A 15,936-nucleotide genomic window follows, 5' to 3' on the forward strand; every position below is an offset into this window, starting at 1 on the left:
TTACGTAGCACCCCTTCCTATGAAAAATCACTTCCGGTTTCGTTTCGGCCTGCTGGCAGCTAGCCTTGCGCTGGGCCTGTCGGCCTGCACTGAAACCAAAACCAAGAATATTCCTGCCCCTACCCCGGTAGTGCCGGTTGCCAACGAAGCCGCCAAGGAATACGGAGAGTACACCGACCTGAAATGGAGCGACGAATTTGATGGCGCGACTCTGGACCAAAGCAAATGGACCAATGAGCTAGGCGGCGGTGGCTGGGGCAACCAAGAGCTGCAAACCTACACCAGCTCCCCCGACAATTCCTTCGTGCGCGACGGTAAGCTCACCATTCAGGCCCTGCAAACGGGTAACAGCTATACCTCGGCCCGCCTGATTACCAAGGGCAAGCAAAGCTTCCAGTACGGCCGCCTCGATATTCGGGCGAAGATTCCGAAGGGCAAGGGCGTATGGCCCGCCATCTGGATGCTGGGCGCTGACATTGACCAGAACAACTGGCCCAAGTGCGGCGAAATTGATATTATGGAGCTGCGGGGCAGCCGCCCTACGGAGCTACTCTCCACCATGCATTTCGCCAATAGCAGCGGCACCCACGAGTACCGGGGCACTACCGAAAAGCTGACAACCGACTTGTCGGCCGATTTCCATACCTACAGTGTGGTGCGTAGCAAAAACATGAGCCGCTTCTACCTAGATGGCGCGGCTACCCCCTACTACACCTACACCAGCACCGAAGGTGCACCCTTCCCGTTTAACAACTCTTTTTTCATGATTCTGAACGTGGCCGTGGGTGGGCTGTTCGATGGCAACCCCGACGGCTCAGCCACCTTCCCGCAACAGATGCAGGTAGACTACGTCCGATATTATCAGTATAAATAAGCCAGCGCCACGGCCTGCTTTCGGGGGTGGAAAACGAACCAACAGAGGCCGGGGCTTCCGGGAGTTTTGCTCCGCTGGGCCGGGTGATGGTGGTGCTCAGTTGTGGTTTTCTGCGTGCTGCCGCACCTAGCAACCGGAAATACACCTGCCAGGAAGAAGGCTCAGCCTAAATCCACCCTTCCTCAGTAATTACTGTGGATTACGGGCCTTTCCACAACATCAAATCAGTGTATTTCTAGCCTTCCCTGCTGACTCTCCTTGGTCAGTGGGGTAATACCGGAGCCGGTCTGCCTGTTAGGGGTGCAGCCCGGCTCCTGGTTTTTGCCGCGTCATGCACAGAAAAGGCCGGACGAAGCAGCTGCTTCGTCCGGCCTTTTCTGTGCATGGCTATTTCATTGCAGTTGCTGAGCTTACTCCACGGCCAACACTAGGCCTTTCAGGTATTCGCCTTCGGGATGGAAGAGGCTCACGGGGTGGTCGGCGGGTTGGGTGAGGCGGTGCAGGATGCGGGCCGGGCGGCCGGCTTCAATAGCCGCCGCCAGTACCGCGCCTTCAAACAGCTCGGCCGACACTACCTGCGAACAGCTGAAGGTGAACAGCAGGCCGCCGGGGGCAATCTGCCGAATGCCGGCCGCGTTCAGGCGCTTGTAGCCCATCAGGGCGTTGTGGCGGGCCGAGAGGTGCTTGGCAAATGCCGGCGGGTCGAGCACGATCAGGTCGTACTGTTCCTGGCTGTTCTTCATGAAGCTGAACACGTCCTCGGCGTAGGCGGCGTGCTTGCTTTCGAGGCCGGTGAGGGCCGCGTTGCGTTCCGTGAGTTCAATGGCGCGCTTCGAGCTATCCACGGAATGCACCAGCTCGGCTCCGGCCTGCAGGGCGTAGGAGCTGAAGCCGCCGGTGTAGCAGAACGTGTTGAGCACCCGGCGGCCGGGCGCATAGCGGGCCAGCAGGCTGCGGTTGTCGCGCTGGTCGATGAAGAAGCCGGTTTTCTGGCCCGTTTCCCAATCCACAGCAAACGGGTGGCCGTTCTCGTGCACCACATGCTCCTGCCCGCTGCCGCCCCCGAACAGGTAGCCGTTCTGAGCCCCCGGGGCAGCCTTGGCCGGTACCGTCTCAGCACTCTTATCATAGATTGCGCGCAGGCCGGGAATTACGGCCTGCAGAGCCTCGGCAATCAGCGGCCGGGCTTTGTACATGCCCGCGCTATGCGCCTGCACCACGGCCGTGTCACCGTAGACATCAATAATGAGCCCGGGCACACCGTCGCCCTCGGCGTGGGTGAGACGGTACACATTGGTGTTGCCGGTGCCCGTCAGGCCCAGGCCCTGGCGCAGCTGGTAGGCATTGCGCAGGCGGGCTTCCCAGAAGGCCGCGTCGGGCAGCTGGGCACCGGCACCAAAATCAAGCATCCGGACGGCAATGGAGCCGGGGGCATAATGACCCACGCCCAATACCTCACCGTTAGAGGCCTGTACCGTCACGACTTCTCCCTCCACTACCTCACCCTGCAGACGGGCAATGGCCCCTGAAAATACCCACGGGTGCCGACGGCGCAGGGACTGGTCTTTTCCGGGTTTGAGGGTGACAATGGCAGAGGTCATAGGATGCAGCTTGAAGAATTGGACTGCAAAGGTAACCTAACCCGCCGAGGATACTCTGGTCCGCCTATGTCAGCCACATCTCAGCTTCCGGAAACTCTATCCCGCCTCAGAGCCGCTACGGCTAACCAAATGGATCAAGGTACGCAACCAGCACTGCCAGGGCCGCCAGCCCCGCCAGAATAGCCCACACTGGCCCACCCCAGATCAGCAGGCCAAGTAGTGCCACCGGCAGCACCACCAAGCCCAGCACGCCCAACACTGTGGTTCCCAGCCCTACTTCCGAGGTTTGTTTTGGTCCGGCCGCCCGCCGCACACGTTGTGCACTTGACTTTGTCGCCCGGTCTTTTACCTGCGGTACTACAGTGTAGGCCGCTGCCTGCAGAAGCTGCCGACGCACCTGCCGGGTTTTTAGCGTTTGTTGCCGCAGTGGTTTCAGTTTGGCTGGCGCGACGGCAGCAGTTACCGGGGCAGCCGTTTGCTCGGCATCTGCCTCGGCGGCGGCTGCAGCTACGCGCACTGTTACCGGCTGGGCAGCTGGCCTGAATTGGTACGCCGACTGGCTACTACGGCAGCTGGTTACCAGCAACAAAAGCAGCATTACCAGTGGGAGGCAGGAAAACAGCCGCGCGCGGCGGGCAGGAGTAGAAGTAGTAGGCATGGGCAGAACCGCAGAGAAGCCGCAAGATACGCGGCCGGATGAGCTCCTATACGGTGGCCGGACCACCCGCGCTGCCTGCCGGAGCAGTTTCGGAAAGCAACCGCTGGCCCGGCTGTCCGAACCACCGACGATAAATGGGCCGGCGCCACGCGAATTGCGCCCACATTGCCGGCCACAGCAATCTATCCAGCAGCCCCGAGCCGGCCGTGTATTCCAAGTCCTCCACAATGTACGTGCCGCCGCCGGGCGCGGGCTGCATCAGGTGGCGGTGCCGCCATTGGCGCAGCGGCGGCGGCAACTGCCGGCCCTCATCCACGAAGTAGTACGTGCCGTCGGGGGTGGTGCCGTGGTCGGTGATGAGCGAGGTCCAGAGGTAGCGCAGCGGCCCGGCCCCCAGCTCAATGTGCACCTCGTCGCCGCGGTGGCAGCCATCGAAGCGGCGCAGCCGGAACGGCGGAAACGGCGGAGCCAGAGCCAGAAACAACTCCCGGGTAAAGCCCTGCCACACCTGGGCGGGCGCGGCGGCAACGTGGGTACGGAGGTAGAGGTGCATAACCAGCTAAACTCCGGTCGGCGACCCAGGGTTTTGCCGGAGCCTCGGCCTACTATTTCGGCATGAACCAGTGCAGGTAGCCGCAGTTGTCGCACTCGTAGCAGATGGCATGCGGGTCGGACCAGTCAGAGGTGAACAGCCCGGCGCGTTCCAGCTTCACCTCGTTGCGGTGGAAGCCCTGGTGCCCACAGATAACGCACTGCAGCGTGTGGCCCTTTATTTCTACCCGTACGGGTTTTGGCGCGTCGAACAGACCCATGTAATGTATAAGAGTACGTATATAAATATTACCCCAGCAGCTCCTCGATATCCTCCTTGGTGAGGCTCTTGATAATGGCCTCGTCGGTGGTGATGAGGTCGGTGACGAGTTGAATTTTCTTGTTCTGCAGGGCCAGGATTTTCTCCTCCACCGTGTTCTGGGTGATGAACTTGTAGGTGAATACTGTGCGCTGCTGCCCGATGCGGTGGGCGCGGTCTACGGCCTGGGCCTCCACGGCCGGGTTCCACCACGGGTCGAGGATAAACACGTAGTCGGCGGCGGTGAGGTTAAGGCCCACGCCGCCCGCTTTCAGGCTGATGAGAAACACCCGCAGCTCGTCGGTTTCCTGGAAACGGGCCACTTCCTTGTGCCGGTCCCGGGTATTGCCGTCGAGGTAGGCGTACTCAATCTGCCGCTCATCGAGGGCCGCCCGTACAATATCCAGATGCTTCACAAACTGACTAAACACCAGCACCTTGTGTCCTTCCGACACCACGCTTTTCACCATCCGGATTACCTCCCGCAGCTTACCCGACTCGTGCTGGTATTCTTCATCGGCCATGCGGGGATGGTTGGCAATCTGCCGCAGCTTGGTGAGGCCCTGCAGCAGCATAAACTGGGTGCTGGCCGTGCCGTGCTCCTCAATGCTCTGCAGAATTTTGTTGCGATAAAAGCTCTTGGTTTCCTCGTAGCAATGCTGCTGCTCCTCCGTCATGGGGCAGTAGCTCAAGTTTTCAATCTTAGCGGGCAGCTCCTTAGCTACCTGGGCCTTGTGCCGACGCAGAATAAAGGGCTTGATGAGAGCGTGCAAACGCTTGGTTTTCGCTTCATCCTTACCCTTTTCAATGGGCTTGAGGAATTCCTTGCGGAAGAAAGCCTGCGTGCCCAGCAGCCCAGGGTTGATAAACGACATCTGCGACCATAGGTCCATCGTACTATTTTCTACCGGCGTGCCCGTCAGAATCAGTCGGTGGCGCGAGTGCAGCCCCCGCACCGCCTGTGAAGTAGTGGAGCCCGGGTTCTTGATGGCCTGCGACTCGTCCAGAATCACGTAGTCGAATTTGTACGACTTCATCAGTTCCACATCCAGGCGCACAATGCCGTAGCTGGTCAGTACCAAGTCATAATCGGCGAACTGCTCCACGTTTTTATCGCGGTATGTGCCCGTATAGATGAGCAGCCGCAGCGCGGGCGTGAATTTGAAGGCCTCCGTCATCCAGTTGTACACCAGCGAAGTAGGCATCACCAGCAAGGAAGCCGCCCCCTTGGCCGCGCCGCTTTCCTTGCGTTGCAGCAGCAGCGCCAGTGTCTGGATAGTCTTGCCAAGCCCCATATCATCGGCCAGACACCCTCCGAAGTGGTAGTCCTGCACGAAGTGAAGCCAGTTGTAACCGGCTTTCTGATAAGGTCGCAGCTCACCCCGGAACGAGGCCGGCATGGGCCGATCCTCCACGGCCTCAAACTCGCGCAGCTTCTCCAGCTTGCGCGACATGACTACAGTGGCCAAGTTACCATTCTGCAGGTCTGACACCAGAGCCAAGTGGTGTTTGCGCAGGGTCAGTCCGTTATGCTGCTCTTCCGAGAAGGCAAACAGCTCCAGGTACTGCGTAAACCACTCCTCCGGAATAATGGCAATCTGCCCGTTCGGCAGCCGAAATTCGTGGCGTTTGTTGAGGATATAGGGCCGCAGCTTGATAAAAGGAATTTCGAATTCGCCGAAGCGCACGGTGCCATGCACGTCAAACCAGTCGTTGGTTTCCGTGATGCCCACCTGCACCGTTACGGCTCCGATAAAGTAATCCTTGCCCGAAGACGTGCCCTGCTGCACTGTAAAGCCCAAGCGCACCAGCTCATCAGCGTGATGGTGCAGCCAGCGGAAGGCGGTGGCTTTTTCCAGCACCGCGCGGCCGTTGCGCACTTCCAGAGCCCGGTCGTGCAGCTCCGCAATAATTTCCTGTTCCCGGTCGAGGTTGCGGATGAGCCGGTGGAAAATATAGCTATCCTCCTTCTTTTCCAGCTTCACGCACACCCGCTTGTCGTGGGTAGTATGCACGGTATGGTCGCCGTACTGAAAGCTCAGGTCGAAGTGAATATGGTCGGATACGGGCGGCGCGGCAGTAGCCACCGCCGCACTACTCGTACTCCGGCGTGCCACGGTGGGCCGGGTCGGCGCAACAGCCACCAGACTGGCACGCGGCGCATCCGAAAAGGTAAGCTGCGGCCGGGCCACATACCGCTCCGAGCGGATGTCGAAGCCCCGGGCATGCACGTCAAACGACTCGACCAGCGGGGCCACAAACCGCTGGAAGTAGCTGTCCTCCACCTGCCGGGGAATCACAATGAATTTCTTGTTGAGAAAGGGCTTGATCTTTTTGCCATCCACATCGTTGCGGAAGTTGTGGAGCATATCGCCCAGCAGCAGCCAGGCCGGCTGCTCGCATACAATTACCGCGTTCTTATACTGAAAGTCGAGCTTCTGGCCCTGGTACTGAATGGTGGGAAAATAGTGGGTGCTTTCCTCGTTGCGGCGGAAGTGAAACAGCACGGACGCGGGTTCCGGGGCCACCCCGATTTCGCGCCACGTAGGTTCCCCATCCTTCCCCATAATGAACACGTACTTGCCCTGGAGCCGATCCAGGATCTGGCCCATCCGGTCCTGCACGTACTGGCAAATAGCGTCCTGCAGGCCTTTATCGCCTTTCTCGGGGTCGTAAATCTTCAAAAAGAAGTCGGCCGGGGTAGTCTTTTTCGACCAGAACTCCTTAATCACCACATCCTGCTGGATCTGGTCGGTCAGGGCAATCAACTCAAAATCTGTTTCGTCCAAGCCGTCGGCAAACTCCGGGGCATTTTTGGCCGATACCGTTTGATGCTGCAGGGTCAGCTGGCCGCGCTGGTTGCGCTGCACCACATAGGACTCAAATAAATAGCCCAGATACTCGTGCTCGAGTAGCGAATAAACAATTTGAAATGGCTGAGAAGTAGAGACCTTCATGGTCGGCAACTAAAATGCAGTGTTGAAAGTAGTAACAAATGCTAAATACTATGTTTTCTACCAAAAATTAAAATTTAATCCAAGAATAATTACATTAAACTGTTAGAACTAGCAAACCAGATGGTCCGATGGCCCTTTGCAGTCTACGAAGGTAACGGAGTTCCCTTTTCATAGTTATAGTTTCTAGCAAAGAAACAACCGCCCGCCCGGCTTGGTTAAGCTGAGCGGGCGGCTACCGTTTCAATTCGGGACGGAATAGTAGTACCTATTCGGTGCGGAGCGCAAAAATTCCCACTCCGGGACCACCTACTCAGCACTTAGCCAAGTGGTTCCAAGTTTACAGATTTTCGCGAAGGTCGAGGTTCGCTGCATTCAGAGCCGGCCGGATAGACACCGATATGGTAATGAAGATGATGGCAATACCGGTCAGCACCACATCGGAAAGCTGCATTTTTACGGGGTAGGAGTCTACTACGCTGGTAGCCATACCCATGCTCACAATGTGAAAGGTTTGCTGCAGCCAGCAGATACCCACGCCCAGCACCAGCCCGGTAATTGCGCCTACCTGGGCCACAATGGCACCTTCAAGCAGAAATATGTTGCGGATCGTACGCGTACTGGCTCCCATAGCCATCAGTACGGCCATGTCCTTGCGCTTATCGATTACCAGCATCGAGAGGGAGAAGAAGATGTTGATACTGGCAATCAGTAGGATAAAGGCAAACGTGATGAACACAAACATCTTCTCCACCTTGATAGCCTTCAGCAAGGAAACGTGCTGCTCGTCAGAATCCAGCACTTTGAAGCCGGGGCCGAGCTGCTTTTTAAGCGCCTTTTTCACGTCGGCAATATCCCGGCCGGGCATGGCTTTTATCTCCAGGGCCGTCCGCCGATTCCCGTATCGTAGCAAATCCTGAGCAAACTGCAGGGGCACAAAAACGTAGCTATCGTCAATGTGCTGCTCAATCAGAAAGACCCCGCCGGCCAGAATATTCTGCTCGTTGAACGCCGTTTCGGGGTTCATTGAGAGGGTTTTCCTGCCCGTATTGCGCGGATACAGCAGGTGCATGGGCGCAAACCGGTTGTCGAGGGTAATGCTGAGCTCATGCTGTACGCCGGCTCCTACCAACGCATAGTCCAGCCCGTCGCGGTGCAGCTGATGGCTGCCATCCACAATAGCGGAATCAATGTTGCTCTGGTGGTAGTAGTTGCTGGAAACGCCCTTCATCTTCACTACCATCTGCCGGTCGCGGTACTGCAGCAGGGCATTGTCTTCGATTACTTCCGTAACCAGGCCCACGCCCGGCGTACGGCGAATCTGGACCAGCATGGGGGCCTGCAGCTCAAACGCTTTGCCTTTCACCGCCGAAATCACCAGATCGGGGTCGGATTTGCCGTAGAGGCTGCGTACCAGGTCTTCCAGCCCGTTGAACACCGACAGCACAATAATCAGCGCCATCGTTCCCACGGCCACGCCTACCATGGAAATGTTGGAGATGATGCTGATAATGTTGCGCTTCTTCTTCGAGAGAAAATAACGCCGGGCAATGAGCAAAGGTACGTTCACGTGCGGGGCGCGGGGGCGGAGCTAGATGAAAGGCGGAGTGGAGGAATAGGAGCGGAATAATCAGGAGCAAGATACGCGCCCCAACTGAAAAGGTCTATTTCCAGGCTTTCACAATGAGGCCCGTACCCGACTGGTGCTCCGTATTGGCATCAAACCAGTTCAGAATGAGGCAGAACGGAAACGTAAGCAGATAATAGAATGGCAGCAGCAGGAAAAACAGCTTCGATTTGCCCAGCATCAGAATCGGGTATTTCATGCTCAGCCGCCACGAAACCTGCCCCGGCTCGCCGTAGCTGTAGCGGGCCTCAATCCGCTCGAAACCGGCCGTACGCAGCTTCTGCTGAATTTCATGAATGTTGTAGCCGTCGCGCACATGCTCCTCAATAAAGCTGGTTTCGCCGTCGGAATGCACATCGGAGCCGCCCTGGTCGGAGGGAGTGGAAATGAGCAGCATGCCGCCGTCCTTGAGAGAGGCGTGGATGTTGCGAAACACTTCCACATCTTCCAGAATGTGCTCCATCACGTCCACAGACAAGGCCAGATCAAAGGCGTTGGGCTGCTGATACAGTACCAGATCCTGCACGGCAAACTGGGCGTTGACGCGTCCGATTTCGCGGAAGAACCGGTTGGAATCGGCCACCTGCTCGTCCTTCACATCCACGGCCAGAATCTGCCACTTGCGGCTCAGGCCCGACAGCCAGTAGGTGTACTGACCGTAGCCGGAACCAGCGTCGAGGATGTTCAGCGGCTCATTGGTGCGGCCCCTATACCACTGGCGCAGCTCCCGATGGACGTGCCAGGTACGCAGAAGCAGCAAATCAAGCAGGTGGTAGAAGAGGCGACGCAGCAGCGGCGTGCGGTTGAATACTTCGCCGAGCGACTTCTTAATCGGGTCGTAGTACAAGGAGGTGAAGTTGTGAAGTTGTGAAGAGTGGACTTATGAAATGAGTGAATGAAAAAGCGCTTGTCACCTTGCCACCACATCACCCTTCACAAGTTCACCTTTGTTTATTCGTCTTCGTCGGCGAAGAGTTTGGGGCGTTTGGGGATATTGCCGGCTTCGTCCGAAGCATCCGGAACACCTTCGGATGGGGCGGGCGGAATGTGCAGGTCGCCGAATACCTGGTCCATGTGGGCAGCGTAGGAGGCCGAGTCATCAAGGAAGAATACCAGGTCAGGCACGATGCGCAGCTGCTTGCCGACGCGCCGGGCCAGGGCCTGCCGGATGATTTTGGCACTGTCCTGCACCAGGGCTTCGGTAGCGGTATTGTCGGTTTTGCCTAGCGTGAGCAGGCTCAGGTACACGCGGGCCACGCCCAGATCGGGCGACACGCGCACGAGGCTGATGCCGGGTGGCAGCCCCGGGAACAGGTGCGGCAGGTCGCGCTGAAATACGGCGGCCAATTCCTGCTGGAGCAGGCTGGCTACTTTTTGCTGTCGTTTACTTTCCATATGAATCCGCAAAGATAGGGAGTTAAAGAGTTGGACAGTTGAGATAAATACACCGTTCGGGCGGTGGGCCCGGGGAGGGCTATATTTGCTGCGGAACGAATGGGGCCACGGTAACCGGCTGTCGGCTGATACCGCCACTACCTTCGTTCAAAACGCGTCAACTCCCTGACTTCTTGCTTCAATTCTTTAAAAGCTCCCTGCCCACTCGCCTGTTCGTGCTGCTGCTGCTGCTGCTGGCCCTGCGGTTGCCGCTGCTATGGTGGGGTATTCCGCTGATGCCCGTGGAGCTGCGCGCGCTGCTTATCGGGGAGCGGCTGCATGGCGGCGCGCTTCTTTACCGCGACGTGTACGACAGCACCGCGCCGCTGGCAGCCGCGCTGGCGGGGCTGTTGGAGCTGGTAGGCAACCGGCCGCTGTGGCTTTATCGGGCGCTGGCGCTGGCCCTGCTCACATTTCAGGCACTACGCTTCAACTTCGTGCTCAACCGGGCCGATGTGCACCCCGAGCGGGGCTACGTGGCGGCGCTGGTATACCTGCTGCTCAGCTCCCTCACCACCGACCTGGATATTCTCTCGCCGCTGCTGCTGGGCCACACGTTTCTGATTGCCGGCATGAGCGCACTGCTGCCCACCTCGCGGGAGGGCTACGACAACCGCCGGCTGTTCCGGGCTGGTTTCTTGATTGGGGTGGCGGCGCTGTGCTACCTGCCGCTGGCCTTGTTTCTGCTGCTGGGCCTATTTGCCGTTATCATCTTCGCGGCCAACTCGTTCCGGAGCTTTTTGCTGCTGCTGTGCGGGTTCCTGTTTCCGTACGCGGTGGTAGCCACCTTTTTCCTCTACACCGATTCCCTGCCGGGCTTCGCGCAGTTTCATTTGCGGCCCACGCTGAGCGGACTGGTAGCCGGGGCCGATGGGCTCCCGCTGTGGCTGCAGCTGCGGCTGCTGCTGCTGCCAGGGCTGGTATTGGTGCTGGGTTTGGGACGCAGCTTTGCTATTCCGCCGGGGCTGGTGTTTCAGATAAAGTTTCAGCAACTGATGCTGGTGTGGCTACTGGTGGCCGGGGCTATGGCGGCGGCCAGTGGCGGCACGGCACCGGGCACGCTGGTGCTGGCTCTGCCGCCGCTTACCTATTTCAGTTTATATCTGTGGCAGAAAAGCCGGCGGGCCTGGGTACCGGAAGTGCTGTTGCTGGCGGTGGTAGGGGCCGTACTGGTGGTGCGCTACCGCTCGGCACTGTTTCTGGAGAACGTCCTGCAGCTCCCGCTTGAGAGCCGCTATGCCGTGCAGCCCGCTGCCCGCTACCGTTTTCTGCAGGGGCAACAGCTGTTGGTGCTAGGTCCCGATATGCGCCCGTACCTACAGAACCGCTTAGCCACGCCGTATCTCGACTGGCAACTGGCGCAGGCCGATTTCGGTCATCTGAATGAGTACGACGCCATTTTCCGGGTGGCCCGCAACTTCCGGGCGGCTCCGCCCCGCTACCTCATCGACCAACGGGGCCTGGTGCCGGAGCTGCAATACAAGATACCCGCCATTTTTGGCCGGTATGAGGCTACCAATACGCCCGGCGTGTATCGGCTTAAAAATGAAATAGTGAAATAGTGAGTTTGTTGTTCTGCTTGCGCCAGTTGCGCGGTTAGAACAGCAAACTCACTATTTCACTATCTCTCTTTTAAGCCGCCTAGCTAATACTTACACGAACTTTGGCGGTGTACTCGCGGAGGGCGGTTTTGAAGTCGGAGCCGTGGTCCTGCATGTGGTTAAGGATGAAGATAGCCGCAAACACATGCGTCAACTGCTCGCCTTCGTCCTCACCCTCTACTTCAAACGCGGGAGTCTGCTCTTCCAAGATGGCCTGCTCGGCGGCCACCAAGCTGTCGAGCGACTGGGTTTCCACCAACCGCCTGATTACGGGCATTTTCATGGCGAGCGGGCTTAGTTAAGGCGGGAAATCAGGCTGGCAACGGCCTCCTCCTTGCTGGCGGCCACGGTATCCACCAGCTCGCCGTTGCGGAATACAGCGAAGAAGGGCAGGTTGGTGACGCTGGCCAGTTTGCGGGCCTCGGGGCTGGTTTCGGCGTTTACGTCCAGGAAGGCCATGCCTTCGTTCTGCTCGGCCAAGCGCTTAAACTTGGGCGAAAACAGGCGGCAGTTGCCGCACCAATCGGCGTAGTATTTCACCACTACTTTCTCGTTGTCTTGCAGTAGTTGCTGAAAATCGGCGTCGGTGGCTTTCGTAACGGACATTCGGGGGGTATTTGGTGAAAAAATCAGGCTCAACAGAAGAGAATCATTCTCATCTGGCAGCAAAGGTAAAGGCCAAACCCGGGAAAAAAGTTTATTCTTTCCCGGGTTTGGCCTTTACTGCCTGAACTCGCGTTTACTGCCGCACTATCCGCGTGCGAACTACTTGCCCATCTATCATCCCTGACAGAATGTATACACCCGCCGGCTGCGTTTCGGTGAAGGTGGCGGGCAGTTGGTTTTCTCCGGCCTGCAGTGGCACTACTACCTGACTTACCTGACGGCCAACGGCATCATGCATGGTCAACTGCACAGTTTGGGCCCGGGCCGCCGTCAATAGGATGGTATACTTATCGCGCGCTGGGTTGGGCCAAGCAGCAATGGACGCTGGCTGAAGCGCGAAGGCCACTGTTTGCACTGCCGAGTACGTAGCAGTACCATCCATATCCAGCTGGCGCAGACGGTAGTACTGCAGTGTGCCGCGCCGGGCGGCGCCCGCATCGGTGTAGCGGTACTGCTGGGCCGCGGCCGTAGTGCCGTGCCCGGCTACAAAGCCCAGCCGACGGAAGTTGGCTCCGTCCAGGCTCACTTCTACCTCAAATCCCTTGTTATTCAGTTCCTGGGCCGTATTCCAGCTGAGCAGGGCGTTCTGGGCCTGCGCCTGGGCCGTGAAGCTTACCAGCGTTACCGGCAGCGGGCGGTTGAGGTCGGAGGATGCAAAGGTGCCGTAGGTGTTCTGCAGGTCGGAGGTGAGGGTATTGGCCGTGGGGTTTACGCTGCCCTGCGAGGGCTCCCAGTTGCTGCCGTTCCAGCGCTGGAGGCGCAGGCGGTTTTCCGTGATGGTGTTGGGGCTGGTATTCCACTCGCTGTCTTGGTAGCCCAGCGTGAGCGTAGAGGTGGGCGTGATGGTGTAGTTGGCTGGCGTGATAACCCAGAACCGGTCGAGGGCATAGTTGGCGTCGCCCTGCAACGACGATACCCCGGCAGGCAATGGCTGGTTGTTGGCCGGCGTGGGGTAGGTAGTGAACGACAGGTTGCCGCTGCTGCTGCCAGCCGCCGTAATGGCCGCCGTCATGGTGAGCGGGGCGGTGCTGGTGCCCATAGGTACCGTGTAGGTGCCCGTATTGGAGCCGATTACCCACACCAGCCGACCGTAGCCGGCCGCCGGGGTAGTTTCGGCTACCAGCCGGCCCGTCGTCTGGCTCAGGGCCGAAGCCGCGCCATTGTTGAGCGTAACCGTGCGGGAATTGAGCTGCACCTGCGTGGCGCCCAGCGTCAGCACGCCGCTCGTAGTGCCCACCGAAACATCGGTGGCCAGCTGCACCGGGCCGGTGGCACCGCTTACATCCAGGGAGTGAAACGTGGTGGGCGTGGTGCCGCCAATCTGCTGGGCAGCGGTGCCCGTGAGCCGCACGGTGCCCGTGGCCGGCGTGAGCACGCCGCCAGTGGTAGCGTTGGTCCAGTTGCCAGTCAGACTCAGAGTGCCCGCATTATCAATGGTGCCGCCGCTGCTCACGGTCACATCACCCACCACCGACACCTGCGCGCCCGACTGAATGGATAGTATGGCACCCTGGTTGGATAAGCCCTGGCCCACGACTGGCGCGGCAGCCACCAGGGCCCCACAGATAAGGAAAGAGTGCTTCATAGGAAGAAGAAAAGCAGGTTACCCGCGTGGCGGAAAAATACCCTGCAGGGCAATGCAGAAGGTGAGCGTGAGGTAGGGTTGCAGGTTGTTGTGGGGCTGAGCCTGGCCCGTAAAGACACTGGCCGTAGACCCGGTGCCGGTAGCCTCGTACTGCGCCCGGCCCGAGCCGTTGCTGGCCAGATAGGCATTCTCGGGGGAGGCCAGCGTGCCCAGCTCGGTACTGTAAGTGAGGTCCAGCGTGTGGCTATGCGCGGGCAGCTCACTGCCCAGCAGCTCAACCGTTTCGCCGCCGCCGGTCTGGCCCAGATCATAAAGGCTCAGCCCCTGGCCTTGGCCGGCACCCACGGCCACGCGGCCGTTCAGGTTGGGCAGCGCAAACGTGGATTTGCCGTCCCCGCCGTAGGTAGTGCCCAACAGGGAAAACAGCGCGGTGTTCTGGAAAATAGGCAGTAGTTGCCCGTCGCAGCGGGCGTAGCCTTTGGGGGCAAAGTTGAACGGCACCGTAATTATTTCCGCCACAAACACCCCGTCGCCGCCCGAGAGGGTACCGGCGGCGGCAGGGGTGGCGCGGCCCAGCAGCGCCTGCAACGGCCCGGCCAGGAAACTGCCGGCCACCAGGCCTGACAAACGCTTGAGCAGGCTCCGGCGGGCCGGCTGGGTCGGGCCGACAGGGGTAGTAGAACGTAGTGGCACGGCTAGGTCTGGGAAGGAAAAATGCCTTGCAGGCAGATGATGTAGTTGAGGCAGATGTACGGCTGGCGGTTTTCGTGGGCCTGGCTGCCCCCAATGGCGCTGGACACGTTAACGGGCGGGTTTACCGCCGATGAGCTGGCCAGTTGGGTGTTGATATCGCCACCGTACTGGGGCACGCCGCCTCCGCTGTTGGCCAGGTAGTTGTGCACCGTCGGCCCCGAGGTACCCGAGAGGTGGGTGGTACCCGTGGCGGTACTGGCTTTGAGGCCGTGCACGTGGGGCGGAATCTCATTGGCCAGCAGCCGGTGAGATTCCGCCCCGCCACGCTGACCCAGCGAAAAGCCGGCCCCGTCACCTACCACCACGCGCCCCCGCAGGTCGGGTAGGGCGAAATTCGTTCGTCCATCCCCGCCGTACATGGTACCCAGCAGGGAAAATAACCCCTGGTTCTGGTTGATGGCCAGCAGCTGGCCGTTGCACAGGGCCCAGCCTCTGGGGGCGAAATTGAAGGAAACCAGCATGATTTCCGACAGAAACGACGTATTGCCCATCGTTTCGGCCACGCCCAGCGGGCCGGCGGTGGCAGCCTGGTTTTTGTCAAGCAACAGGCCACCGCCCAGCACCGCGCCCAGCTTTTTAAACCAGCTCCGGCGCGAGGAATCGGCCGCCGGCAAAGTATTTATGAAAGACATACTGCGAATCGGCTTAGGTAGGAGAGGGAAACGTCCCGTACAGCGAGATGATGTAGTTCACCACCAAGTAGGGCTGCATGTTCTCGTGGGGCTGACTGCCACCCACCACGCCCAGTGGCTGGGTGGGCTGTTTTACGAGGCTGGCCGTTGACTGCGTGTACTGGGCCGAGCCGGAGCCGCTGTCAGCCGGCACGTAGCCCAGCGGGGAGGCCGATGTTCCGGGTGACGCGCTGGCACCCACCGCATGCGTGTGCGAAGGAATCTGCTGGGTGGAGAGAGAGACAGATTCTACTCCCGCCGCTTCTGCCAGTTGATAATTGCTTAACCCCGGTCCACTACCCATATGCACCGGCACCCGGCTTTGCAGGTTGGGCAGGGCAAACGTCTCCTGTCCGTCGCCGCCGTAGGTGGTCCCGATCAGCTGGAATAGTGTCTCGTATTCTGAAATAGGCAGCAGCTGGCCGTGACAGAACATCCAGCCGGCCGGGGCGAAGTTGCCGGCGAAAATGGCTATTTCGCCCACAAATGGCTGCGAGCTGTTGGGGCGCATGGATACCAGCTGCCGGGGCTGGGCCGCTGCGCCGGGCCGCAGCCAGCGTTGCAGGCGCTGGCGCAAAGAGCGGCGCCCGGCCGTGGAGCCGGATGCCGAAGAGGAAAAGTCAGCCATGAAACTAGCGGGGCTCGAAAGAGAAATACGGAAA

Annotated in this window: 16 protein-coding genes; 2 read left to right on the forward strand and 14 right to left on the reverse strand. The window is 59.4% G+C overall.

All coding sequences use genetic code 11. From position 1 onward, the window contains the following. Positions 1 to 19 precede the first annotated feature (19 nt). Complete coding sequence (locus HSW_RS21690; protein WP_052346741.1) at positions 20 to 874, forward strand: glycoside hydrolase family 16 protein; 855 nt, start codon at positions 20 to 22, stop codon at positions 872 to 874. Between the two features lie 410 nt (positions 875 to 1,284). Here the strand turns inward: HSW_RS21690 and HSW_RS21695 are convergent, their stop codons facing one another. The 8 genes from HSW_RS21695 to HSW_RS21730 form a co-directional block, all read right to left on the reverse strand. Then, a complete protein-coding gene (locus tag HSW_RS21695) occupies positions 1,285 to 2,475 on the reverse strand; it encodes a class I SAM-dependent rRNA methyltransferase (protein ID WP_044003842.1) in 1,191 nt (396 codons plus the stop codon). 121 nt (positions 2,476 to 2,596) lie between these two features. Next, positions 2,597 to 3,133, reverse strand: coding sequence for a hypothetical protein (locus HSW_RS21700; protein WP_155833101.1), 537 nt, complete (start codon positions 3,131 to 3,133; stop codon positions 2,597 to 2,599). 46 nt (positions 3,134 to 3,179) lie between these two features. Next, the gene (locus HSW_RS21705; protein ID WP_052346742.1) at positions 3,180 to 3,686 is read right to left on the reverse strand and encodes an SRPBCC family protein; all 507 of its coding nucleotides are present in this window, start codon (positions 3,684 to 3,686) and stop codon (positions 3,180 to 3,182) included. A gap of 52 nt (positions 3,687 to 3,738) precedes the next feature. Then, a complete protein-coding gene (locus tag HSW_RS21710) occupies positions 3,739 to 3,945 on the reverse strand; it encodes a hypothetical protein (protein ID WP_044003844.1) in 207 nt (68 codons plus the stop codon). Positions 3,946 to 3,973: 28 nt separating this feature from the next. After that, the gene (locus tag HSW_RS21715) at positions 3,974 to 6,940 is read right to left on the reverse strand and encodes a DEAD/DEAH box helicase (RefSeq protein ID WP_044003845.1); all 2,967 of its coding nucleotides are present in this window, start codon (positions 6,938 to 6,940) and stop codon (positions 3,974 to 3,976) included. Positions 6,941 to 7,277: 337 nt separating this feature from the next. After that, entirely contained in the window at positions 7,278 to 8,507 is a 1,230-nt protein-coding gene (locus HSW_RS21720) for an FtsX-like permease family protein (RefSeq protein WP_044003846.1), read from the reverse strand. Between the two features lie 94 nt (positions 8,508 to 8,601). Continuing rightward, positions 8,602 to 9,411 (reverse strand): class I SAM-dependent methyltransferase, encoded by an 810-nt coding sequence (locus HSW_RS21725; protein WP_044003847.1) that lies wholly within the window; start codon positions 9,409 to 9,411, stop codon positions 8,602 to 8,604. 104 nt (positions 9,412 to 9,515) lie between these two features. Further along, positions 9,516 to 9,959 carry a ribosome-binding factor A gene (locus HSW_RS21730; protein WP_044003848.1) on the reverse strand — a complete coding sequence of 148 codons (444 nt, stop codon included), beginning with the start codon at positions 9,957 to 9,959 and terminating at the stop codon, positions 9,516 to 9,518. A 173-nt stretch (positions 9,960 to 10,132) separates the two neighbouring features. On the opposite strand from HSW_RS21730, the gene HSW_RS21735 reads away from it, so the two are divergent. Further along, positions 10,133 to 11,560 (forward strand): hypothetical protein, encoded by a 1,428-nt coding sequence (locus tag HSW_RS21735; protein ID WP_044003849.1) that lies wholly within the window; start codon positions 10,133 to 10,135, stop codon positions 11,558 to 11,560. A gap of 79 nt (positions 11,561 to 11,639) precedes the next feature. Here the strand turns inward: HSW_RS21735 and HSW_RS21740 are convergent, their stop codons facing one another. The 6 genes from HSW_RS21740 to HSW_RS21765 all read right to left on the reverse strand — a co-directional run bounded on the left by HSW_RS21740 (position 11,640) and on the right by HSW_RS21765 (position 15,902). Next, positions 11,640 to 11,882 (reverse strand): DUF6952 family protein, encoded by a 243-nt coding sequence (locus tag HSW_RS21740; RefSeq protein ID WP_044003851.1) that lies wholly within the window; start codon positions 11,880 to 11,882, stop codon positions 11,640 to 11,642. 11 nt (positions 11,883 to 11,893) lie between these two features. Further along, a complete protein-coding gene (locus HSW_RS21745; protein WP_044003852.1) occupies positions 11,894 to 12,205 on the reverse strand; it encodes a thioredoxin family protein in 312 nt (103 codons plus the stop codon). A 133-nt stretch (positions 12,206 to 12,338) separates the two neighbouring features. After that, positions 12,339 to 13,850, reverse strand: a complete 1,512-nt coding sequence (locus tag HSW_RS23265; protein ID WP_052346743.1) for a T9SS type A sorting domain-containing protein — start codon at positions 13,848 to 13,850, stop codon at positions 12,339 to 12,341. Positions 13,851 to 13,868: 18 nt separating this feature from the next. After that, positions 13,869 to 14,543, reverse strand: coding sequence for a phage tail protein (locus tag HSW_RS21755; RefSeq protein ID WP_316931399.1), 675 nt, complete (start codon positions 14,541 to 14,543; stop codon positions 13,869 to 13,871). Between the two features lie 2 nt (positions 14,544 to 14,545). Next, the gene (locus HSW_RS21760; protein ID WP_316931400.1) at positions 14,546 to 15,235 is read right to left on the reverse strand and encodes a phage tail protein; all 690 of its coding nucleotides are present in this window, start codon (positions 15,233 to 15,235) and stop codon (positions 14,546 to 14,548) included. Between the two features lie 13 nt (positions 15,236 to 15,248). Next, the gene (locus HSW_RS21765; protein ID WP_231501337.1) at positions 15,249 to 15,902 is read right to left on the reverse strand and encodes a phage tail protein; all 654 of its coding nucleotides are present in this window, start codon (positions 15,900 to 15,902) and stop codon (positions 15,249 to 15,251) included. Positions 15,903 to 15,936: the final 34 nt, after the last annotated feature.

Origin of the sequence: Hymenobacter swuensis DY53 (assembly GCF_000576555.1) — a bacterium.
In the GTDB taxonomy this organism is placed as follows: domain Bacteria; phylum Bacteroidota; class Bacteroidia; order Cytophagales; family Hymenobacteraceae; genus Hymenobacter; species Hymenobacter swuensis.

Bases quoted from the DNA above. Each gene is read 5' to 3' on its own strand.
- HSW_RS21690 (WP_052346741.1), top strand. From the start codon at position 20: ATGAAAAATCACTTCCGGTTTCGTTTCGGCCTGCTGGCAGCTAGCCTT.
- HSW_RS21695 (WP_044003842.1), bottom strand. From the start codon at position 2,475: ATGACCTCTGCCATTGTCACCCTCAAACCCGGAAAAGACCAGTCCCTG.
- HSW_RS21700 (WP_155833101.1), bottom strand. From the start codon at position 3,133: ATGCCTACTACTTCTACTCCTGCCCGCCGCGCGCGGCTGTTTTCCTGC.
- HSW_RS21705 (WP_052346742.1), bottom strand. From the start codon at position 3,686: ATGCACCTCTACCTCCGTACCCACGTTGCCGCCGCGCCCGCCCAGGTG.
- HSW_RS21710 (WP_044003844.1), bottom strand. From the start codon at position 3,945: ATGGGTCTGTTCGACGCGCCAAAACCCGTACGGGTAGAAATAAAGGGC.
- HSW_RS21715 (WP_044003845.1), bottom strand. From the start codon at position 6,940: ATGAAGGTCTCTACTTCTCAGCCATTTCAAATTGTTTATTCGCTACTC.
- HSW_RS21730 (WP_044003848.1), bottom strand. From the start codon at position 9,959: ATGGAAAGTAAACGACAGCAAAAAGTAGCCAGCCTGCTCCAGCAGGAA.
- HSW_RS21740 (WP_044003851.1), bottom strand. From the start codon at position 11,882: ATGAAAATGCCCGTAATCAGGCGGTTGGTGGAAACCCAGTCGCTCGAC.
- HSW_RS21745 (WP_044003852.1), bottom strand. From the start codon at position 12,205: ATGTCCGTTACGAAAGCCACCGACGCCGATTTTCAGCAACTACTGCAA.
- HSW_RS23265 (WP_052346743.1), bottom strand. From the start codon at position 13,850: ATGAAGCACTCTTTCCTTATCTGTGGGGCCCTGGTGGCTGCCGCGCCA.
- HSW_RS21760 (WP_316931400.1), bottom strand. From the start codon at position 15,235: ATGTCTTTCATAAATACTTTGCCGGCGGCCGATTCCTCGCGCCGGAGC.
- HSW_RS21765 (WP_231501337.1), bottom strand. From the start codon at position 15,902: ATGGCTGACTTTTCCTCTTCGGCATCCGGCTCCACGGCCGGGCGCCGC.